Below are 20593 nucleotides of genomic sequence, written 5' to 3'. Positions count from 1 at the left end.
ATTTATTGCGTTTTTAATACAGCGTCTGTATAGCTGAATTATCCGTTGACAGTTGTTATAAATTATTTAATTGAAGTATATAAATATGGCTAAAATACCTTAGATTTATTATTTTAAATCATTAGCATCCTAAACGTTTTACTAATCTCTGAAAAACACCTCATCTTAGTAATGTTTCTGGCGGTTTAATGTTTTAAGGGGTTGAAAATTAAATATCAAATCGGCCTATCGAAAATTTATCGTAAAATTTGAAATGAGAGTAGCGTTAAAAATTTAAGGCTGTTTGAGCATTATTAATTTTTATATTTAGCAAAAAACATCAAAGCGAGTTCCTGAAATTTAGCTGCCGAATGATAAATTCAGATAAAGTTTCGTCAGCCTAGACTTTTTTGTTTCTTTTTTGGGCGATGCAAAAAAGAAAAGAAATCGAAGAACTTAAAAAAAATCAAAAAGTCAACAAAATTTATTTAGGATAGGATTGCTTTTAAATAGTGAATCCTATTTTCCACCTCAAAAAGTAAGAGCAATGAAGTCAATCTGTTCAGGTATATATAGCATTTTGTTTGTTTTCGTAATACTAGTGCTGACTTCGGGATGCAAAGCGAAAATACTATCAGGGATAGAAGCGGGTTATAATAAAACTGAAATTCTCGAAATCATGCCAGCCCTAGAACGGACGTATGATGCTGAAGACATTGGAGGTTTCAAAACACCTGCGCCAGAAAATATGAAGCAAGTATTTCGCTCTACAGTTTCTCCACTGATGAACCGTTTTGATATTTGGCTTACAGATGATAAAAAGGCCGTAATCACTATTAGGGGAACCATAATCGATACAGCTGCAATGAGTTCTGCCGCTGTACTATATTCGTTAATGGCACCCGCCAACGTAAAAATAAAAGTATCGGAAACAAACTGGTTTGAGTATAAGTTAGCCGAATTGCCAGATGCAGGCGTTCACTTGGGAATGTTATTGGGATTATATTTTATGTCTGATGAACTTGTGGACCAAATAAACACCCAATATACCAACGGAATCAGAGACTTTATTATAGTCGGACACAGTCAAGGAAGTGGCAACTCCTTGCTGGTAACATCATACCTTTGGTATCTTCGGAAAGATGGAAAATTGCCCGCCGATATTCGTTTCAAAACCTATAGCATCGCAACGCCAAAAACAGGAAATCTACAATATGTGTATGATTATGAAAAACTAACAGCGGGAGGATATGCGTTTTCAATAAACAATGTGATTGATTGGGTTCCGCGTGTACCCATGAGCTTTCAATCTGTTCAGGACTTTCCAAAAGTAAGTCCGTTTAGGGATATTAAAGGATTCCTTTCGGGTGCTAACTATACGCTGGGTCCAAATTTCGAGAAAGGTTTTGAAGCGTTTTCGAATGTAACTCCAAAAATTATCAGTCAGATTACCCAAGATATTCACCAAAACGTGTATCCAAAAATAGCAGCCGCTATACCTGGATATATTGAACCAGAATGTCTGCCAAGCTTCAATTTTGAACGATCGGGCGTTAGTGTACCACTAGTACCAAATGAGGAATATTTTAAATTATTTCCGAACGACCCTGATAACTTTAATGTGTGGGAAAATCATTCTGTGTATCCGTATTACATTCTTATAAAATCTAATTAAAATTTGATTAGGACAGAAATTCAAGTTTGTGCGTTAACCATAGAATAAACAGCACCTACGTTTCAGATGTTTTGACCTAATTTTAGTATATTTATAAACTATAACTTCAGGTTATATTTAAATGACTATGGCTTGCCTATCTCGTTATTATTTAAATAATCTGCATTTTGTAGCACTGCATATAAGCACACAACCATTCACCTAAAACTATATTCAATGAAAGAAGAAAGGAAAAAACTAACTTCTGTCTCAGGGAGGCCCATAGCTGAAAATCAAAACGTAAAAACGGCAGGTAGACACGGACCAATGTTGTTGGAGGACTTTTGGTTTTTAGAAAAATTAGCGCATTTTGACCGAGAAGTAATTCCTGAAAGACGTATGCACGCCAAAGGTTCAGGGGCTTTTGGAACATTTACGGTTACACACGATATTACCAAATACACAAAGGCAAAAATATTTTCTGAAGTAGGTAAGAAAACCGAGATGTTTGCTCGATTTTCTACAGTTGCAGGAGAGCGCGGAGCGGCGGATGCTGAAAGAGATATTCGTGGTTTCGCGCTTAAGTTTTATACTGAAGAAGGAAACTGGGATTTAACAGGAAATAACACCCCTGTTTTCTTTATGAAAGATCCTTATAAATTCCCAGATTTAAATAAAGCAGTAAAACGCGACCCGCAAACCAACCTTCGGAGCGCAAACCACAACTGGGATTATTGGACGTTATTGCCAGAAGCGCTTCATCAAGTTACGATTTTAATGAGCGATAGAGGCATTCCAAAGTCATATAGACATATGCATGGTTTTGGAAGCCATACGTTTAGCTTTATAAATGCGGAAAACGAACGGTTTTGGGTAAAATTTCACTTTAGAACACAACAAGGAATTGAAAACTTGTCTAATGAAGAAGCCAAAGAAATAATTGGAAACGACAGGGAAAGTAACCAACGCGATTTATTTGACGCTATTAAGAATAAGGATTTTCCAAAATGGAAGTTGCAAGTTCAGATTATGCCAGAAGCCGATGCAAAAAACTATCGTTTTGATGCCTTCGATTTAACAAAAGTATGGCCACACGGAGATTATCCACTAATGGATGTAGGAATTATGGAGCTCAATAGAAATCCTGAAAACTATTTTGCCGATGTAGAACAAGCTGCTTTTAACCCTGCCAATGTGGTACCGGGAATCGGGTTTTCACCAGATAGAATGTTGCAAGGTCGTCTGTTTTCGTATGGCGATGCACAGCGCTATAGGTTGGGTGTAAATCATTATCAAATTCCTGTGAATAAGCCTAAATGTCCATTTCACAATTTCCATAGGGATGGAGCAATGCGCGTAGATGGAAACGAAGGGGCAACACTGCATTATGAACCAAATAGTTATGGCCAATGGCAAGAGCAAAAAGAATTTGTTGAGCCCCCTTTAGAATTGGAAGGTGCAGCATTTCATTACGATCATCGAGATGATGACGATTACTACACGCAACCGGGAAATCTGTTCAGACTCTTAACACCAGAAAAACAAGAGCTATTATTTAAAAATACAGCTGCTGAGGTTGGAGGTGCCGAAAGGTTTATTCAGGAAAGACACATTTCCAATTGCTACAAAGCAGACCCAGCATACGGAAAAGGCGTTGCCAAAGCTTTAGGTATTGATATTAGTACATTAAAGCTAGAAGAATAATATAAAATAATCATTTACCTTTTCTTCTGAGTGAAGTTTTGGTGTTACAGTTAAACAAGAAAATGAAGCCGCTCTTTTGCGGCTTCGTTTGTTAATTTAACACAGTTCAAGAAGCTTGTGTTTACTAATTTGGTTTATCCCGTTTTGGCTTTAATGGTTGTAGGTTGTAAAGCGTAATTATTTAATTATAATTGTTTTATGGTGTGTTGGTCGTTTATAATACGATTAAATGGTTAGAAATCTAGTTGTTTGTAAAATACCTATTAACGGGTATAGATTAGGGGTTGTGTTTATATTACTTTTAGAAAAACATACGTCATGAAATGAACTATACTTAAAATTGCAATTTTCATTACATTTATTTTTCAGACTATTGGGCAAATTAACCCGATAACTAATCTAACCTGGATACAGTATTATGAAAGTCCGAATAATTACTTTCAACTTAGTTGGGACGAACTGGACTCTCCTCACGACGAGCTTATAGGGTATAATATTTACGCTGGAGACGAACTGTATAGATTTCAAACTGAAAACAGTCTATACAATCTAGAGGGAAGTTCAAATTGCGGCATTGATTTTTTGCTTTATTATGGTGGTGCAGAATTTTTGGCACACGTAACCGCGGTATATAACCCAGGTCCAGTAGAGTCTGGTTATACTGAAACTGTTCAAATTCAAGGAGCAGCAATAAAAGTGGCAGATTATGAATATTCAAAAGCAGCAATATTTCCAAATCCGTCAAGTGGTATAATACATATTGAAAACCAAGATATACAGACAATTCAGATTTACAATATTGCTGGACAGAAAATTAAAGAGCTTGCTCCACAAACTCAACTAGACTTATCTGAGTTTTCTAAGGGAATTTACTTTCTGAAACTAATTTCCGATAAGGGTGTTTTGGTGAACAAAATCATACTTGAATAGGGAATAGGTGTAAAAATTTATAATTATGGAAAAGGTAAATAGTTTATAAAAATATTGTTTTAGTTTTTTCGGTTAGTACCAAATTTAATTCTTTCCGAAGAATATGAAAAAACTCGTTCCAACTAGAATGTTGTTTTACAGAAGCATAAGTGTTTTCAATTTTATGACTACGCTAATTGGGTAACGCCCTAGATTTAAACCATTCCATTTTTATTATTATTACTTTTAATATCAATATGTTCTGAAGTAGGACAGGTTAAGGAAAATTTCAATTTCAGTAATGCTGCATTATCAACGTTGCTACTATCTTTTAAAACGATAACACTGCTAATTCTAGCAATAATATTCCATTGATAGCGAATTTGTTGTATGGGTAAATTGATTTTTCTATTTCCTTTGCTTGTTAAAGAAGGTATTAATGTTTTAATAATTAGAAAATGATAAACATCGAGTTTGGTCTTTACTTTTAAACTCATAATCCCTTTAAACTTTTAAACCCTCACACGCCTTTCTAAAAATCCCAAACCCTATCTTTGCCGAAAATTTTTTGCATCTTGGCGCTTTCAGATTACACACGGGAATTTAAATACAACACCAAACTAGCCACCCCTGTTATTTTAGGGATGTTGGGACATCAGGTTGTTGCCTTGGTCGACAACATAATGGTTGGGCAACTGGGAAGTGCGGAATTGGCAGCAGTATCGTTAGGAAACAGCTTTATGTTCGTGGCAATGTCTTTAGGCATTGGTTTTTCAACAGCTATAACACCTTTGGTTGCCGAGGCAGATGGCGAAGGAAATCGTGAAAAAGGAAAGTCCTCCTTTAAGCACGGCTTGTTCCTGTGCATCGTTCTCGGAATCGCTCTGTTTGCATTGGTAATGCTCTCAAAACCTTTGATGTATATGATGAAACAACCGCCTGAGGTAGTAGATTTGGCGATGCCTTATCTTACGTTAGTAGCGGCTTCATTGGTGCCAATGATAATTTTTCAAGGGTTTAAGCAGTTTGCAGACGGAATGTCGATGACCCGTTTCCCGATGTATGCAACCTTTGTAGCCAATTTGGTAAACGTGCTTCTTAATTATATGTTTATCTTCGGAAAGCTCGGGGCGCCAGAAATGGGCGTGGTCGGTGCCGCAATCGGTACGTTAGCTTCGCGAGTGGTAATGGTCTTCTATCTCTGGTTTTTATTGAGTAGGCAAAAGCAATCGTATTATTTTGTTACTGGAATTAAAATCTTCACCCTGAGCAAGGCAATGCTTAAAAAACTATTGAATCTTGGATTTCCTTCGGCTATGCAGATGTTTTTTGAAGTGGGAATCTTCACCTCGGCAGTATGGCTTTCGGGAATATTAGGAAAGAATCCCCAGGCAGCCAATCAAATAGCATTAAATCTAGCATCTATGACCTTTATGGTGGCAATGGGCTTTAGTGTTGCGGCGATGATTCGTGTGGGCAATCAAAAAGGACTTCAGAACTTTAAGGAATTGCGCCGTGTGGCGATATCTATTTTCTTATTGACATCAGTGTTGTCTTTGATTTTTGCGGTTGGCTTTATCTTGTTCAATGGTTCACTGCCAAAAATATTCCTAGATTATGATAATCTGGCTCAGTTTGCAGATAATAGTGAGGTGGTCTTGCTGGCGTCACAATTGTTGATAATCGCAGCGATCTTTCAATTTACCGATGGCTTGCAAGTGGTTGCCCTTGGTGCGCTGCGAGGCATGCAAGATGTAAAGCTACCCACCGTCTTCACATTTATCGCCTACTGGATTATCGGTTTCCCAATTTCGTATTACTTAAGTATGCACACTTCTTTGGAAAGTATGGGAATTTGGATAGGCCTCCTCGCCGGACTTACAGCTAGTGCCATTATGTTATTCATTAGATTTAATTATCTTTCGAAAAAATTGATTCGTTTGGGCAATGTGGAATAAACAAGAAAGAATAAATCAAAGAATAGAGACTAGATACACAAGATTCATAACTCTGAACTCATAGCTAGAAATAACTCAATAACCAGTAACATATAACCTTTTTAAACAATGGATTTCCCAAAATACTTATTAGGCGACAACAGCGATTACCCAACGGCGATATTTGTGATACATACTGAATTCCCGAGATTTATTATCAATCTTGAAGATGATGAAGTAGAATGGCTCGAAGATTTTGATAAAGAAGATCAAAAAGAACTTGAAGCTGAAGCAGAAGGCTTAATTCAAGGTGCGAATGATTTTTATGACAGGGAGATTGCGCGGTATGATGAGGAATAATTTGAATTAGCGTGTATACCTGAATGTTTTTTATAAATTCGTGTAATCATGGCGAATCTCAGCAGCTAAATTTATAAATAGAACTCAAGAGAATGCTTGACCAACTACTACAATTAGACACCGAAATATTTCTTTTTCTGAACAATCTAGGCAGTGAGCCTTGGGATGGTTTGTGGTTGTTTATTACCCATAAGTTTTCTTCAATTCCGCTTTATATTTTTCTACTCTATCTTATCTATAGAAATTATGGTTTACAAGGGACTTTGGTTGTAGTTGTTTGTGTGGCGTTAATGATTACTGCTACCGATCAAATTTCCAGTCTTTTTAAATATGGAATTCGCAGACCAAGACCTTGCCAAGTTGAAGAATTAAAAGAATATATGCGCTTTGTAGCCAGTGGTTGTGGTAGATACGGTTATTTTTCGGCACATGCAGCTAGTTCCATGGCGGCTGCTGTTTTTTTAGGTTTGAGCCTTCAAAAGTGGTATAAGTATTTACCTTTCATATTGCTTGTATGGGCAATCCTTACGGGGTATAGCAGAATTTATCTAGGCGTTCACTACCCGTTAGATGTAGTGTCAGGAATGGCTTTTGGAGGTTTAACAGGTTGGCTGTTTTACTTATTACAACGGAAAGGACAACAACGTTTTAATCCTGAAATGAAGCCTTAATTATAGCGAGGGGAGGCTCTTTATGAATTTTTCTTCACCTCAAATCGAATATAATTTCGTCGCATCCACAAATACGCGAAACAAGCCGACAAAGGACCAAAAATTCTGTTCCACACACCAAACTTTGCTTCACCGCCTATTCTCGGAAAGTGCCGTACAGGGATTTGATGTACATGGCCTTTTTGCAATAAAATCATTGCGGGTAAAAATCTATGAAGTCCATTAAACATTGGAATTCGCTTTGCATAATCGGTCTTGATAACTTTTAAAGGACATCCCGTGTCTTGCATTCCGTCTTGTGTGAAAAGTCGGCGGATTCCATTAGCTACCTTGGATGAAACGTTTTTTACAAAGTCGTCTTTTCGACCAGTTCGTACGCCTGTAACCAAATCGTATTCATCTATATATTCAAGAAGGAGGTTGAAATCTTCAGGAGTAGTTTGCAAATCGCTATCTATATATCCTAGCAATGGGCTTTCAACCCAATCAAACCCCGCTTTTAACGCTGCGCTGAGTCCGTAGTTTTTTGTAAACGAAATAAAATGAAAATCGATATTGTGCTCGCAGATTTCTGAAATTAACTTTTCACTTTTATCTGTAGAACCATCGTTAACAAATAAAAAAGCAGTCGTTTTAGTTGCTATCGCGCGGTATTCCACCAATGCCTTTTCCACTCGAAGTAAATTTTCCGCTTCGTTGTAAACTGGAATGATAATTGTTAATTCGGGCATTTGTGGTTGTTATGGAATTTACAAATGTAATTTTTTTAGCTTAGAAGTTGAAGAAGTCAAAGGTTGAGGTTTAAATGTCTAACTGGTATTGAGTTTATTGGTTTGACTAGTTATATTTGATTATATTCCTTACCGAATATATAAGACATTTCTAAACTTGGTTTATTGCTGATTTTTTGAAAAAAGAGCCATTAGACAACCGAATACTATAGAATAATTTTTATACTTGTGCCTTCAAAATCAACAATGCGAAGTTTTTTTAGAACCAATGAATATGCGGTATTACTATATAGGTTGTTTCTAGCCTATGTGTTTTACTTTGTAGCTAGATTTCTCTTCTTTTTGTACAACAAAAGTGTGCTAAATGTTGAGAGCGTAGGCGAATTTTTTAGTTTGTCGTATTACGGATTGATATTCGATACTGCGGCAATTCTATACCTAAACCTGCTCTTCATTCTACTTTCGATCCTCCCGCTTTTTATCAATACAAATAGAGGGTATCAAAAGTTGCTTTTTTATGTCTATTTCACATTCAACTTAATTGGCTATGCGCTAAATTTTGTTGATTTTATCTACTATAAATACACCTTTACACGAACCACAATTGTAGTTTGGGACCTTTTAAAACACGAGTCTAACGGTTTTAGTATGTTTTTTAGGTTTCTTGTGTCCTATTGGCACGTTTACCTATTGTTTATTATCGTGGCTGCACTCTGGATTTATCTGTATAAGAAAGTCAGGGTAAGGCATATAATTCGTCCTATTCGCAAAATTCCCTATTTGCTTTCGTCCTTAATAGGTTTTGTTGTCATCGGTACCTTAATTGTTGGTGGAATTCGGGGAGGGGATTTCAAAAAAAGCACGCGGCCTATTAATATGCTTGATGCGAGTAGGCACGTAACGAGAATAGAACATTCTGATATTGTTCTAAACACACCTTTTGCATTTATTAGAACATTTAATTCCAATTCGTTTAAGAAAATGCCATTTGGTATTTCAGATGAAACTATCGAGAAGTACTTTAAGCCAATTAAACAGTATTCAAACAATCCAAAAACCACCCCTAACATCGTTTTATTTATCACGGAAAGTTATGGTAGGGAATATTGGGGCGCATTTAATAAGCATTCAAATATCCCTAATTATGAAAGCTTTACGCCGTTTTTGGACTCGTTGGCACAGCACAGTTTAATTTTTTCAAATGCGTATGCCAATGGAAGTAAGTCTATCCACGGAATGTCTTCAATTTTAGCTGGAATTCCTTCATTTAAAAATGCTTTTACTTCATCTTCTTATTCAAAACAAGATATACAATCCTTGGTATCCACATTGGACGAATTGGGGTATGACACGTCTTTCTTTCACGGCGCACCAAACGGGTCGATGGGTTTTTTAGGCTTCGGAAACATCCTTGGTTTTCAACATTATTACGGAAAAACAGAATATAATAATGACGACGATTTTGATGGCTCTTGGGGTATTTGGGATGAGCCTTTCTTTCAATATATGAAGACTACTTTGAGTGAAAAAAAGCAGCCGTTTTTTAGCACTATTTTCACTGTTTCGTCACACGAACCCTATATAATTCCGAAAGAATTTGAAGGGAAATTTCCAAAAGGATATGTTCCTATGCACCAAACAGTAGGATATACGGATTATGCGTTTAAAAAATTCTTTGAAGCCGCAAAGAAAGAACCGTGGTTTGAAAACACCATTTTTGTAATTACGGCAGATCACGGAAATCAGATTCATTTTAAAGATTTCTACGGAAAAGTGATTAATAGAAATGCTGTTCCTATACTTTTTTACAAACCCGATGGCAGTTTTGAGGGCGATAACAGGGAGCTTGCACAGCAAATAGACATCTATCCAACGTTGCTCGATCTTGTTGGTTACGATAAACCTTTTAGAAGCTGGGGCCGAAGTTTGATAGGGGATAACGACATAGAACCGTTTGTAATTAATGGAACGGAATACTACCAACTTCAAAGAGGAAATTATATTTGTATATTTAACGGCGAAAGAGCTATTGGTTTTTATGATATTCAAGATAAAGGACTTCAGAATAACCTAATTGCTAATAGGAATGCTGAAATGGATGAATTGGAATTGGTTTGTAAGGCATTTCTTCAGGATTATTACGAACGAATCATCGATAAAGAATTATAACGTTTTAAAAATCAACAAAAATGAAAAAGATATTATTAATTGCTTTTGCAGCTATAGTGCTTATAGCTGTTGGAAAATATGTGTATGACACAAACATTAACCACAATTTTAAACCAGTAACCGAAGGGAAAGTTTACAAATCTGGAGTTATTCCACCCGATGAATTACCAGGGTATATTGAAGAATATAACATTAAAAGTGTAATCGATCTTCGATTTCCAGGGACCGATGATTTGGTAAACAATCCTGAAATTCCTGAAGAACTATTGGCTGAAAAAAGAGTTATTGAAGGACTTCCTGGAGTTAATTACTACAACATTGGCTCAGAGCAAATTCCAGAAGATGAAACGGTAGATCGATTTTTAGAGGTAATGGACGACAGTTTAAATTATCCAGTGTTAATTCATTGTCATCATGGAGAAGGACGCGCGGTATTGTTTTCTGCAATTTACCGTATGGAATATGAAGATATGGACAATGAGGAAGCTCGAAAAAATAGTCGTTTTATCGTGAAATTTGGCAATTTTGACAATGGCACGAAAAAAGGGGAGTACGTGAAGAGCTACGAAAGAAGAAGAATTGGTCCTGAAAACAAACCATCGGCTACAGGGAAATCACTTTAGAAAAGACCAAATTCTTTTTCCTTACTGCTTTTATTACCCAAAACGTGTTATTTTACTCGCAGCCTAACTGTTCTTTTTGTAATTGATTATTTTTTTCAGATCAATTTTATTGCTGAATAACTGGAATGTGAGTTGGTGCACAGGAAGGGAATTTTAAATTTTAAAACGTGAGGGTTACTATTCACTTCATTGTAAATCCCATTTCAGGTAAAGGTAAAAATGAACTTTCTCCTGATTTAGTAAGCCGTTATTTTCCAAAATCAAATTATTCAACTTGCATAAAAAAAACTGAATATGCAGGTCACGCGATAGCCTTAACTAAAACTTCAATTGAAGAGGGCGCGAAAATTATTGTGGCCTGTGGTGGTGATGGTACAATTAGCGAAGTTGCTTCTTGTTTATTGAACACCTCTGTTGTTTTAGGAATCTTGCCCATGGGATCGGGCAACGGCTTAGCTTCTAACCTGAAAATACCGAAGAATAAGAAAAAGGGCTTAAACATTATTAAAAATCAGAATATAACTTCAATAGATACCGGAAGTATTAATGGCAGTCCTTTTTTTAGTAATTCGGGCGTTGGTTTTGATGCCCACGTTATTTCAGATTATGAAGAAAATAAGGCTCGGCAATTGTTTAGTTATGTGCAATCTTCATTTCGAACTTTAAAGAACTATCACTATAATAATGTGGTGGAACTTACCTATGACGGCACAACAGAGTTTATTTCACCTTTTTTACTTTTTGTTTCAAACTCAAACGAAATGGGGTATAAAATGAGTTTAACACCCCGTGCCTCTTTACAAGATGGCCTTTTAGATTTGATTATCGTGCCTCAGCTTTCTTATTTTAAACTGTTGTTCTTCACCATTTTGTTCCTTTTTAAAAAACACCATTGGTTGAAGGAAGTTAAGTTTAGGCAGGTGAAATCATTGCTTATTAAAAGTGATGATAATACAATCCTAAAGGCTCAAAAAGATGGAGAGTCTTTTATTCTGAAAGGATCTAGAATTGAAATCTCGATCCGTCCAGAAAATTTGAAAGTGTGTATTCCTTAATAGATTTCTTAAATTGTGAATATAACTAATTGGCTTTCATCAATAATAACTTTTCTGCCGCTTCAAAAGGCGTGGTTCTGTTTTCATCTATAGCCTTTAATTGGATTTCTAATTCTTTTTTAACAGCTGGGTTAGCATAAAATTCACTTTTCAATCGACTTTCAATAGTCTGCATTAACCAAAATTTATTTTGTTCCTTTCTTTTATGTTCGAAGTAGTGATTGGCTTTAACTGTTTCGAAGTATTGAAGTACAACACTCCAAATTTTATCCATTCCATCGTTGTTAAGCGCACTGGCCAACAATGTTTTGGGCGCCCAACCATTTTCTTTGGGAGGATAGAGGTGTAGGGCGCGACTAAATTCATTTTTAGCCATTTTCGCAGCTTTTAAATTATCTCCGTCTGCTTTGTTAATGATGATGGAATCTGCCATTTCCATTATTCCACGTTTAATTCCTTGAAGTTCATCGCCAGCACCTGCAAGTTTCAGCAATAAAAAGAAATCTGACATGGAGTGGACGGTGGTTTCACTTTGCCCCACGCCAACTGTTTCAATAAGAATTACATCAAAACCAGCTGCTTCACAAAGTATAATCGTTTCCCGTGTTTTTCGTGCAACGCCGCCTAAAGTATCTCCACTAGCCGAAGGACGGATAAAAGCGTTTTTTTCCTTAACCAATTCTTCCATTCTGGTTTTATCACCAAGAATACTCCCTTTGCTTATGCTGCTACTTGGATCTACCGTTAAGGCTGCAACTCGTTTTCCTTCAGAAATCAACAACTTTCCAAAGCTTTCTATAAATGTGCTTTTGCCAACACCAGGAACACCCGTAATGCCAATGCGTATTGATTTATTTGCGTGTGGCAGGCATTTTTCAATAATTTCCTTAGCTTGCTGTTGATGCTTTAAAGCTGTGCTTTCTATAGTAGTAATGGCTCGGCTTAAAGCTACTTGGTCTTGTGCTAGGATGCCTTCCACTAATTCAGAAACTGACGGAGCTTTATTTCGACTTGCTCGGAGTCTTGCTGCCATTTCTAAATTTAAAGTGGGAGGCTGGGAAATTCCTGCTTTTTCTTGTAATGCGTCTGTATTTTGTTTTTTCTCTTCCACGGAGTGAATTTAGCACAAATTTATGAATATGTTTTTTCTTAAACGATGCGAAGGTAGTATCTTGGAAGTTAATAATTTTAAAAGAAATAAAAAATGAAAACCTTGTATGAAGCTTCTTCAACAGCCGTAGGTGGCAGAAAAGGACACGTATCTACTGATGATGGAAAAATTGATTTAGAACTTTCAACACCTAAAGGTTTGGGTGGTGAAGGTGGAAATGGCACCAATCCAGAACAATTATTTGGATGCGCGTATGCTGCTTGTTTTGGAGGCGCTATTCAATTAGTAGCTAAAAACAATAAAATAGAAGTTGGCGATGAAATAAGCGTTACCGCAAATATTGAACTTGGAAAAACAAAAGAAGGTAACCTTCAATTACGAGCGGTTTTAGATTGTTTCATTCCTGGAGTAGATGTTGAAACAGGAGAGAAGTTAGTGAACGAAGCTCACGAAGTTTGTCCGTACTCTCGTGCTACACGCGATAACATTACTGTTACGTTAAATCTTTTATTAGACGAATAGTCAAAAGCGTTATAAATATTAACAAAGCCCCAGTTCTGGGGCTTTATAATTTAAATAGCTTTTAGATTTATAACCTTTCCTCCTTGATTTTCCTCAGGTGGTTTTTCGGTTGATTCTTTTTTATCTACAGCCACTTCTTTTTCTTCAACAGGTTCTTTAAAAGGACTCTGTTTAGTGTGCTGAATGGCTTGCTTGATATACCACTGCAATTGAAATTTATGCTTTTCAAGAATTTCAAGAACATTGTCGGGCAACTCGCGTCGCTCTAGAAGCTCCTCGTAGCGTTTAATATTATTGCGGTCTCGGCTAATGCACGAGTCAATAATAGCTTTGGCATCAAAGTGCTCTAGTGCTTCTTTAATCTCCATCCAAGAACGCTCTAAGTTTCCTTTATCGGAATCTTGTTTGAGGGGTTCAATGTCGCGGGAGTGAAGTTCGTTTGAAATATCATGGCTCATTCTATTTCGTTCAACAGCCATATAATTCAAAAACCTTTTAAGGGGTGTAGTTTGCGCATCTTGAGCAGCGTTGTAGTATAATTTCTCTGCTTCAAAACAGGCTACTAACAAACGGTTTAATTTATCAAAATCAGCGTATTTCTTTTTCATAACCATTTAATTTCGTCAAAGTTAGTATAAAATTTGGTATTCAAAAATTCTAAAATTCAAATATTTATTAAAATTTAAAGTTGTGAAGCCTTTAAACAAAAGGCTTTACCTGAAAAGATAGTGAGTCTATACCTCAAACTTGCATTTGTTAGTTTTTCCTAAAAGCTAAGAGCCAAATTGATTGGTTTATTACGAATCCAATATTGTATTTTTTTTGATGTTAAAATTAAAATTTCAAATAACTTTTTTAAATAAATGAGAGCAGTAATAAGACGTTTTTGTTTTAAATGAATCTATTCCGCTTCATATTTTCTTCTGACAAAAATGGCAGCTATCATCGAAATTAAAACTCCAAACCCGAAAAGGCCAAATGCCGACTGCCAACGATAGTTATTTATTTTTAAAAGGTCGTTCATTTTAGTTCGACTCATTAAATCGTTGGTAACAGAGGACTCTGCTATGGAATTAAAATTATCTGGTGTAAAAAAGTTATAGGCAACATATTCAGTTAGGGGAGAGAGTAGCGCCACAAAAACACTAATAATTAAACCCGAAGTAAAGCCTTGAAGCCAAGTCATTTCTCCTCCAAAAACCCTTCTTCTTTTTTCGCGTAATGCTAATAAGAACATTAAAATAGCGAAAGGCAGAAAAAGAATGGTTAACCACCAAAAACTTTCAAAGTCTTCGCTGTCCCACTCCATTGTTTTTTCAAACAAAATCCAGCACAATAAGGTGATGCTGAAAATAATTGCCCATTTTAACTCAATGTAAATTTTTTTCATACAGGTAAAAGCTATTTGTAATTATCAACTAATTTGATAGGAGTGTAATGATTAATAGAATGCTTAGCCCGGCGGTCGAGCCTTTTATTTTTCGATATTTTGCCGTGGTAATGATACACATTTTCAATCATAATTATTTAAATAGTATAATCTCTTTAAAACTCATGGTTGTCCGATTGAAACTCTATGATTTCTTATAGACCAAAGTTGATAAAGACTTTCTGGGAGTTTCTTAAATATGCCATCCATTTTCATTCTGTTGAGTATCAAAACCGAAATTTTTCAATCGTTTTTCGAACAATACTTTCTAAAATACTAATATTTAATAGGGTTATGATTTGTTAAATGATAATAAATGCGTTACATCGCTGTTCTTTTCTTCATCTATAAATTCAACTTGAGAAGTCCTTATCGAAATTATTTCCCATTGGTTGGAAAGTTTGTTTAACGAAGAGGTATCATTAAATTGAATGATCAATTGTTCTCCATTTTCTAATGAATTTCTATATATCCACGTTCCCGATTTAGAGGTACTATCGGCTTTGGCTTCAACAATACCATCGGTTTTAAATATAAAGCTGAAATTTTGTACACTGCCAATATAATCTTCATTGTTAATAAATAAATTATTGACCTTCCATTCGGTTTTAGGAAGGATAGATTCAATTTCTTCAAATTCAGTTACAACAGCATTGTCAGATTCATCAGTTTTTGAGCAAGCAACTAATATTACTAAAGAAAATATTATAATTAATTGTTTCATTTAGTGAGTTTTGGTCGAATATCGGTGTTTTTTGAACAAGGAATTCTTAAAATAAATGTAAATGAAAAAAGCCTAACAATACTTTATGATATTGTTAGGCTTTTGTCTTAAATTAAGTGAATATTCTACATTCTATTAAAACTTTTGAATCTAGATGATCTGTTCTTTGGCTTTTAAATTAAAATTCGTTTTTTTCTGAAGGCTTGAGTTAATTTGATAGTAGAAGGTTACTGTTCCAATCAAAATACTTCAAACTAAAATTTGTGTTTTGGTGATTATAATTTTTTTACGCTTCCAGAACTACTTTTATTGGCATTGACTGAAGTTGGATTTCCAACATATTGTATGTCGGCACCGCTGCTTGCATTTGCATCTAAAAAATCTTTAACATTAAGTTTTATCTCCGCACCACTTGATGCTTCTGCAGTACAGCTTACCACCATAAGATCTTTGGCATCCAATTCACTTCCGCTTGAGGCTTTCGCTACCAATGAAGATGCTTTCCCTGCTACTTTTATTTCGGCTCCGCTACTTGTTTGCGCACTTATATCTTTTGAAAATACTTCGATCTCTAAATCTGCACCACTACTAGATTTAAGTGAGAGTGTTTCACTTTTAATCATAGATTTTCCAACAACGTCTGCGCCACTACTTGCTTCAATTGTATTTACTTCTATAAAGGTTACGTAAATTTTCTTCGCCTTTGACCAACCAATATTTTCAGAAGTTGTTATATGTAGTTTACCGTTCGTGATATCAGTTTCGATGAATTGTTGAAGGTTTTCATCAGCTTCGACTTCAATTTTATATTCATTTCCTTGTATTAGATATATGTCTAGGCCTGCACTACCTCTAATTTCGGTAAATTTTTCTGACACATTACGTTCTTGAGTGATAACCTTTCCGTTACCTTTTACTCCTAGATTGAAGCTGCAAGCGCTTACGGCTAATGAGATTATTACGGTTAATGTGATGCTTAAAGTTTTCATGACTTTTGGTGTTTCTGGTTAGTTGTATGTGTTATATTGATTTAAAAGTGTTCGATTTTGAATTTTCTTTACTCTTCAAGTCATCAATTACTTTTTCTTCCCAGCTTTTAGTTTTTTGAGGCGAAACAGAATCGGTTTCTTTTTGGCTTTCAGTGTTTTCTAACGTTTTTGCGTTTTCTGAAATATCAATTTTTTCCTCACAATCAAGACAGGCTACCTTGTTTTTATGCATTTTAAAGTAGTGTGCTTGCTTGTCCCATTTGCTCGCTTCGTTAAAATATGAATCAAAGCTATAGTAGGATGAAACATCTTCGCTAGAGAAGATAATAGTGCCTTCAGGTACAAAAACTGTTATTTCAATCTGTTGATCTCTAAATTTGTTTTCGACAGGGGTTGTAAAAAAACCATCTAAATTTAGCGTTTTATTCTCAAATGAATAGTTGTAGTTAATCGCTTCAGCACGTTTTTTAGCATCTAAAGAATTATTTGCTTCAGCTGTTTTTTCAATTATAATTTTACCAATAGAATCGGTAGTGGATTTTATATTCATCCGTATGTTGGTGGAATATATAATTCGCTGTTCATCTTTGGTGTACTTAATTTCTAAATCTGAATCCCTACCCAACTTATGACTAAATTGATTATCGGCGCGCATCTTAACATGTAATGTGTCTAAAGTTCGAATGCTTAACGCTTTTTCTTCTATATAGTTTCCGTCGTATGCCTTTTCTGTGGCTTGTTTTATTCCGAGAATCGTCAAACCGATAATAGAAAGTGCCCATACTACAATTAAAACGATTTTCATTGTTGCGCCCATCGCTTTAAGGTTGCTTATTAATAGTTTTAACCCTAAAATAAACAGTGCGAAAAAGGGAATTCCAATTGCTAAAAATCCTAATAACGCCCACAACCAAAGTGGAACGTTTGTAGTATCTACCATAGCAATGTATTCTGTCATTTCATTACTTCCCCAAAAATCAATAGTGCCCATTGTGAAGAAACCAACCACTAATCCTATAATTGTCGATAGTGAGATGAAAATAATAAACACCCCAATAAGCTTTGCAAATACTTTGAAAATTGTTGTGATTATTTCACCGAGACTATCGAAAAAACTTGAAGCGCCAGATTTTACTTTGTTACCATACTTATCATAATCTACATTTTTGACTCGGTCGGTAACATTATCGAAACCCTCTTTAAATTTTCGTTCAATGTTTGAAATGTTAATAGGCTCGCCAGTCATTTTTAACTTATCTGAAGTAGTTATAGCCGCTGGAACTAAAATCCATAGTAAGATGTAAATGAATATAGGCGAACCTAGGCCAGCCAAAACTAAAATAACCCATAACAGTCGAATCCAGATGGCATCGATACCTATGTAATGACCTATTCCTGACGATACTCCTCCAATGTATTTGTTGTCTATGTCTCTAAAAAGTTGCTTGTGTTTAGCATTACCCGTAGATTTTGAATAGGAATTTGAGGATTTTGGGTTTTCTTCAAAAATTTCGTCGTCTACTTCATAATCTTCAGGCTGCCCCATTACGGTAATAACTTCGTCTAAATCTTTTAAACTTATAACTTGCGACTGAAAATGGATTTTTTCTGAAAATAGTTCGGCGATGCGAGCTTCTATATCTTGCATAATTTCCTCGCTACCATCAGCTCCCTTTAATGATTTTCTGATAGCATCTAGATAGCGTGAAAGTTTACCAAAAGCGTTTTCATCTATATGAAATGAAATGCCTGCCAAATTTATGTTTACTGTCTTGTTCATTTTGTGGTTTTTTCGCTAGTTACTTTATTTACTGCCTGTTGCAATTCGCTCCAGGTATTGTTCAATTCGGTTAAAAATAGAATTCCTTTTTCTGTAAGTGAATAATACTTGCGTGGTGGCCCGCCGGTAGATTCTTCCCAACGGTACGAAAGCAATCCCGCATTTTTAAGCCTTGTTAGCAACGGGTAAATAGTGCCTTCCACCACAAGCATCTTGGCGTCTTTTAGAGTTTCAAGTATATCTGATGTGTATGCCTCGCCATTCTTTAGGATAGAAAGAATACAAAACTCCAAAACTCCTTTCCGCATTTGTGCTTTTGTGTTTTCGATTTTCATTTCATTGTTTTTTAAGTAGATAGTGTTTTAATCAAACTGAAGTTAATCCTTCAAATTTGTTTTTTTGTATAATTATTCCAACTTCTCGTCTTGCTCGAAACTTTGGGTGCTAGAATTATTTATGCTCATTGCGCCCAGCCTTTCTTCCATTTTTATTGGTATCGTACTAACAGTAGCGTCGGTGTTGTGCGGTAAGAATAATGCTGCTATAAATAATGCTGCCCCAATTACATAACTTACAATTGTATTCATTTTTTAGATGTTTTGGATTGGTTTTGTTTTTATGAAAGGGATGCATAATGGGTACTTATAATGTTCACCCCTTGTAGCGTGAATTGACGCATTAATTACTGCGTACAATTCAAAAATGAAAAGAGTGATTAGTAGTATAAATACAATACTGAATAAGAGTAAATATCCTGATATATTTTGAAGTGTACTCATTGAAAATTGTTCCTTACTGCTATCAATTATTTCCAATAACGAAATAAAGTCTGTAGCAAAAATTAAAATGAATGGAAGACAAATTAACCCTATAAGCAGAGTATACACGAGTATGCTTAATTGAAAATTAATAGCCTGCCGCCCGTGTTCGTCAACAAACTCTTTGTCTTTATTAAATGTCCATATTAATAAAGGCGCTATGTAATTCGCAAAAGGAAAAAAATACTTTGATAATGTGGATAAATGGATTAATGACGCTGTGGTTTGCTGGTTTTTTGCCTCTCTGGCGGATGCATTTGATAGTGTTGTTTCCATAATTAGTTGTTTTCTTATGCAAATATATGTCTAAAAGACAGTAGTGTGTAACACATAGTACTGTAATTAACATTTATTTAACATGTAGGATGGTAGGGAATTATTGAATATATTCGCATAATATCTCTACAATATGAAGCTAACACCCAGTAAAATCAATACATTCTTATTATTCAAATTACCATCGGCATATTTTTTAGGCGTTCGGGTAAAATCTATTTCGGAAGATACTTGTGTTACCACGGTAAAGCATCGTTGGTTAAATCAGAACCCATTTAATTCTATGTTTTGGGCAGTACAAGGAATTGCAGCGGAGTTAAGTACAGGTGCAATGGTTATGGCCAAGATTAAGGAAAGCAATAAAAATATTTCAATGCTTGTAGCAAACAATAAGGCTTCATTTAGTAAAAAAGCGAAAGGGCGAATTTATTTTAAATGTACCGATGGAGGCAAAATGGACGATGCAATAAAAACAGCAATCGTATCGGGGGAGGGGCAAACTGTTTGGATGAAATCTGTAGGAACTGATTCTGCTGGAGATGTAGTTTCAGTTTTTGAATTTGAGTGGACAATTAAACTACGTTAAATTTCGACTCTTAGCATTCTATCTTTTAAATTTTATACCTTGTTAATGTCGACGAATTTTAGGATCATTTTTATTTAGTGCCCTCACAATCTCAAGCTCTTATAGATTTTTACAAAACTTTAACATTGCTTTCTTTAGTGAAATGTGCTTTGAATTGACATATAATTGCTATATTTATACTGTTAATGCAAAAGCACTTCCCCCTATATAGCAACTTTACCTAACTAATTTAAAAAATTAACTAGCTATGGCAAGAGCAATGTACGACTATACCAAAGCGGTACTTTCTAAAGTGAGCTTTGATGTAAATTTGTTCTGCAAGGAATTGAAAAAAGCAATGACAAGGTTACTTCCTTATGAAATAGAGGAGCTTAAACTTTGGATAGATTCGCTTATCAAGCAGAACCCACAATTAAATCAGTGTTTAGTATATCTAAACCCTTAATAAAAAGAGTCGCAAAAATTAATTTTTGCGACTCTTTTTAATTTAATATTATTCGTATTTATTGCAACAGTTGTATCAAAACTTGTGCATTTAGTCCGTTGAGCACAGTCGAGAACTTTAA

At 35.4% G+C, this 20593-nt stretch carries 23 protein-coding genes; 12 read left to right on the top strand and 11 right to left on the bottom strand.

Translation table 11 applies throughout. The features are described from left to right. Window positions 1–526 precede the first annotated feature (526 nt). The 3 genes from BLW28_RS10675 to BLW28_RS15735 all read left to right on the top strand — a co-directional run bounded on the left by BLW28_RS10675 (window position 527) and on the right by BLW28_RS15735 (window position 4267). On the top strand, window positions 527–1654 hold the full coding sequence (locus tag BLW28_RS10675; protein ID WP_143036866.1) for a lipase family protein: 1128 nt from the start codon (window positions 527–529) through the stop codon (window positions 1652–1654). 216 nt (window positions 1655–1870) lie between these two features. Continuing rightward, complete coding sequence (locus BLW28_RS10670) at window positions 1871–3337, top strand: catalase (protein WP_073219245.1); 1467 nt, start codon at window positions 1871–1873, stop codon at window positions 3335–3337. Window positions 3338–3946: 609 nt separating this feature from the next. Continuing rightward, window positions 3947–4267 carry a T9SS type A sorting domain-containing protein gene (locus tag BLW28_RS15735; protein WP_159431763.1) on the top strand — a complete coding sequence of 107 codons (321 nt, stop codon included), beginning with the start codon at window positions 3947–3949 and terminating at the stop codon, window positions 4265–4267. A 194-nt stretch (window positions 4268–4461) separates the two neighbouring features. Here the strand turns inward: BLW28_RS15735 and BLW28_RS10660 are convergent, their stop codons facing one another. Next, complete coding sequence (locus tag BLW28_RS10660) at window positions 4462–4743, bottom strand: hypothetical protein (protein WP_073219240.1); 282 nt, start codon at window positions 4741–4743, stop codon at window positions 4462–4464. 78 nt (window positions 4744–4821) lie between these two features. On the opposite strand from BLW28_RS10660, the gene BLW28_RS10655 reads away from it, so the two are divergent. The 3 genes from BLW28_RS10655 to BLW28_RS10645 all read left to right on the top strand — a co-directional run bounded on the left by BLW28_RS10655 (window position 4822) and on the right by BLW28_RS10645 (window position 7214). Continuing rightward, complete coding sequence (locus tag BLW28_RS10655; protein ID WP_073219236.1) at window positions 4822–6204, top strand: MATE family efflux transporter; 1383 nt, start codon at window positions 4822–4824, stop codon at window positions 6202–6204. A 108-nt stretch (window positions 6205–6312) separates the two neighbouring features. Next, entirely contained in the window at window positions 6313–6543 is a 231-nt protein-coding gene (locus BLW28_RS10650) for a hypothetical protein (protein ID WP_073219234.1), read from the top strand. A 92-nt stretch (window positions 6544–6635) separates the two neighbouring features. Continuing rightward, on the top strand, window positions 6636–7214 hold the full coding sequence (locus BLW28_RS10645; RefSeq protein WP_073219229.1) for a phosphatase PAP2 family protein: 579 nt from the start codon (window positions 6636–6638) through the stop codon (window positions 7212–7214). Between the two features lie 20 nt (window positions 7215–7234). Here the strand turns inward: BLW28_RS10645 and BLW28_RS10640 are convergent, their stop codons facing one another. Then, the gene (locus tag BLW28_RS10640; protein ID WP_073219226.1) at window positions 7235–7945 is read right to left on the bottom strand and encodes a glycosyltransferase family 2 protein; all 711 of its coding nucleotides are present in this window, start codon (window positions 7943–7945) and stop codon (window positions 7235–7237) included. 246 nt (window positions 7946–8191) lie between these two features. On the opposite strand from BLW28_RS10640, the gene BLW28_RS10635 reads away from it, so the two are divergent. The 3 genes from BLW28_RS10635 to BLW28_RS10625 all read left to right on the top strand — a co-directional run bounded on the left by BLW28_RS10635 (window position 8192) and on the right by BLW28_RS10625 (window position 11792). After that, window positions 8192–10114 (top strand): LTA synthase family protein, encoded by a 1923-nt coding sequence (locus BLW28_RS10635; protein ID WP_073219223.1) that lies wholly within the window; start codon window positions 8192–8194, stop codon window positions 10112–10114. Between the two features lie 20 nt (window positions 10115–10134). Next, window positions 10135–10737, top strand: coding sequence for a dual specificity protein phosphatase family protein (locus BLW28_RS10630; RefSeq protein WP_073219220.1), 603 nt, complete (start codon window positions 10135–10137; stop codon window positions 10735–10737). Between the two features lie 167 nt (window positions 10738–10904). Next, window positions 10905–11792, top strand: a complete 888-nt coding sequence (locus BLW28_RS10625; protein ID WP_073219217.1) for a diacylglycerol/lipid kinase family protein — start codon at window positions 10905–10907, stop codon at window positions 11790–11792. A gap of 25 nt (window positions 11793–11817) precedes the next feature. On the opposite strand, the gene meaB is transcribed toward BLW28_RS10625, so the two are convergent. Beyond that, window positions 11818–12903: a methylmalonyl Co-A mutase-associated GTPase MeaB gene (gene meaB / locus BLW28_RS10620; RefSeq protein ID WP_073219215.1), complete on the bottom strand. Its 1086-nt coding sequence runs from the start codon at window positions 12901–12903 to the stop codon at window positions 11818–11820. Between the two features lie 93 nt (window positions 12904–12996). On the opposite strand from meaB, the gene BLW28_RS10615 reads away from it, so the two are divergent. Next, window positions 12997–13425 carry an organic hydroperoxide resistance protein gene (locus tag BLW28_RS10615; protein ID WP_073219211.1) on the top strand — a complete coding sequence of 143 codons (429 nt, stop codon included), beginning with the start codon at window positions 12997–12999 and terminating at the stop codon, window positions 13423–13425. Between the two features lie 50 nt (window positions 13426–13475). On the opposite strand, the gene BLW28_RS10610 is transcribed toward BLW28_RS10615, so the two are convergent. The 8 genes from BLW28_RS10610 to BLW28_RS10575 form a co-directional block, all read right to left on the bottom strand. Continuing rightward, on the bottom strand, window positions 13476–14033 hold the full coding sequence (locus BLW28_RS10610; RefSeq protein ID WP_159431762.1) for a DUF2383 domain-containing protein: 558 nt from the start codon (window positions 14031–14033) through the stop codon (window positions 13476–13478). A 293-nt stretch (window positions 14034–14326) separates the two neighbouring features. After that, entirely contained in the window at window positions 14327–14815 is a 489-nt protein-coding gene (locus BLW28_RS10605; RefSeq protein WP_073219205.1) for a DUF4199 domain-containing protein, read from the bottom strand. A 331-nt stretch (window positions 14816–15146) separates the two neighbouring features. After that, window positions 15147–15578, bottom strand: a complete 432-nt coding sequence (locus BLW28_RS10600) for a hypothetical protein (RefSeq protein WP_073219203.1) — start codon at window positions 15576–15578, stop codon at window positions 15147–15149. Between the two features lie 275 nt (window positions 15579–15853). Then, window positions 15854–16567, bottom strand: a complete 714-nt coding sequence (locus BLW28_RS10595; protein ID WP_073219200.1) for a head GIN domain-containing protein — start codon at window positions 16565–16567, stop codon at window positions 15854–15856. 31 nt (window positions 16568–16598) lie between these two features. Next, window positions 16599–18347: a PspC domain-containing protein gene (locus tag BLW28_RS10590; RefSeq protein ID WP_073219198.1), complete on the bottom strand. Its 1749-nt coding sequence runs from the start codon at window positions 18345–18347 to the stop codon at window positions 16599–16601. Next, the gene (locus BLW28_RS10585) at window positions 18344–18682 is read right to left on the bottom strand and encodes a PadR family transcriptional regulator (protein ID WP_073219195.1); all 339 of its coding nucleotides are present in this window, start codon (window positions 18680–18682) and stop codon (window positions 18344–18346) included. Before BLW28_RS10585 ends, BLW28_RS10590 begins: the two co-directional genes overlap by 4 nt. Window positions 18683–18754: 72 nt before the next feature. After that, window positions 18755–18934, bottom strand: a complete 180-nt coding sequence (locus BLW28_RS10580; protein WP_073219192.1) for a hypothetical protein — start codon at window positions 18932–18934, stop codon at window positions 18755–18757. A gap of 3 nt (window positions 18935–18937) precedes the next feature. Continuing rightward, window positions 18938–19441, bottom strand: a complete 504-nt coding sequence (locus BLW28_RS10575) for a DUF4870 domain-containing protein (protein ID WP_073219189.1) — start codon at window positions 19439–19441, stop codon at window positions 18938–18940. Window positions 19442–19574: 133 nt separating this feature from the next. Between BLW28_RS10575 and BLW28_RS10570 the strand changes: the two genes are divergently transcribed. Then, the gene (locus BLW28_RS10570; RefSeq protein WP_073219186.1) at window positions 19575–20027 is read left to right on the top strand and encodes a DUF4442 domain-containing protein; all 453 of its coding nucleotides are present in this window, start codon (window positions 19575–19577) and stop codon (window positions 20025–20027) included. Between the two features lie 247 nt (window positions 20028–20274). After that, the gene (locus tag BLW28_RS10565; protein WP_073219183.1) at window positions 20275–20472 is read left to right on the top strand and encodes a hypothetical protein; all 198 of its coding nucleotides are present in this window, start codon (window positions 20275–20277) and stop codon (window positions 20470–20472) included. Window positions 20473–20593 lie beyond the last annotated feature (121 nt).

Origin of the sequence: Aequorivita viscosa (assembly GCF_900106795.1) — a bacterium.
In the GTDB taxonomy this organism is placed as follows: Bacteria; Bacteroidota; Bacteroidia; order Flavobacteriales; family Flavobacteriaceae; genus Aequorivita; species Aequorivita viscosa.
Note: the sequence above shows the minus strand (reverse complement) of the source record. Positions and strands in the feature narration are given on the sequence as shown.

Bases quoted from the DNA above. Each gene is read 5' to 3' on its own strand.
- BLW28_RS10605 (WP_073219205.1), bottom strand. From the start codon at position 14,815: ATGAAAAAAATTTACATTGAGTTAAAATGGGCAATTATTTTCAGCATC.
- BLW28_RS10600 (WP_073219203.1), bottom strand. From the start codon at position 15,578: ATGAAACAATTAATTATAATATTTTCTTTAGTAATATTAGTTGCTTGC.
- BLW28_RS10590 (WP_073219198.1), bottom strand. From the start codon at position 18,347: ATGAACAAGACAGTAAACATAAATTTGGCAGGCATTTCATTTCATATA.
- BLW28_RS10675 (WP_143036866.1), top strand. From the start codon at position 527: ATGAAGTCAATCTGTTCAGGTATATATAGCATTTTGTTTGTTTTCGTA.
- BLW28_RS10635 (WP_073219223.1), top strand. From the start codon at position 8,192: ATGCGAAGTTTTTTTAGAACCAATGAATATGCGGTATTACTATATAGG.
- BLW28_RS10670 (WP_073219245.1), top strand. From the start codon at position 1,871: ATGAAAGAAGAAAGGAAAAAACTAACTTCTGTCTCAGGGAGGCCCATA.
- BLW28_RS10640 (WP_073219226.1), bottom strand. From the start codon at position 7,945: ATGCCCGAATTAACAATTATCATTCCAGTTTACAACGAAGCGGAAAAT.
- BLW28_RS10565 (WP_073219183.1), top strand. From the start codon at position 20,275: ATGGCAAGAGCAATGTACGACTATACCAAAGCGGTACTTTCTAAAGTG.
- BLW28_RS10645 (WP_073219229.1), top strand. From the start codon at position 6,636: ATGCTTGACCAACTACTACAATTAGACACCGAAATATTTCTTTTTCTG.
- BLW28_RS10660 (WP_073219240.1), bottom strand. From the start codon at position 4,743: ATGAGTTTAAAAGTAAAGACCAAACTCGATGTTTATCATTTTCTAATT.
- BLW28_RS10575 (WP_073219189.1), bottom strand. From the start codon at position 19,441: ATGGAAACAACACTATCAAATGCATCCGCCAGAGAGGCAAAAAACCAG.
- BLW28_RS10570 (WP_073219186.1), top strand. From the start codon at position 19,575: ATGAAGCTAACACCCAGTAAAATCAATACATTCTTATTATTCAAATTA.
- BLW28_RS10580 (WP_073219192.1), bottom strand. From the start codon at position 18,934: ATGAATACAATTGTAAGTTATGTAATTGGGGCAGCATTATTTATAGCA.
- BLW28_RS10615 (WP_073219211.1), top strand. From the start codon at position 12,997: ATGAAAACCTTGTATGAAGCTTCTTCAACAGCCGTAGGTGGCAGAAAA.
- BLW28_RS10630 (WP_073219220.1), top strand. From the start codon at position 10,135: ATGAAAAAGATATTATTAATTGCTTTTGCAGCTATAGTGCTTATAGCT.
- BLW28_RS10650 (WP_073219234.1), top strand. From the start codon at position 6,313: ATGGATTTCCCAAAATACTTATTAGGCGACAACAGCGATTACCCAACG.
- BLW28_RS10610 (WP_159431762.1), bottom strand. From the start codon at position 14,033: ATGAAAAAGAAATACGCTGATTTTGATAAATTAAACCGTTTGTTAGTA.
- BLW28_RS10595 (WP_073219200.1), bottom strand. From the start codon at position 16,567: ATGAAAACTTTAAGCATCACATTAACCGTAATAATCTCATTAGCCGTA.
- BLW28_RS10585 (WP_073219195.1), bottom strand. From the start codon at position 18,682: ATGAAAATCGAAAACACAAAAGCACAAATGCGGAAAGGAGTTTTGGAG.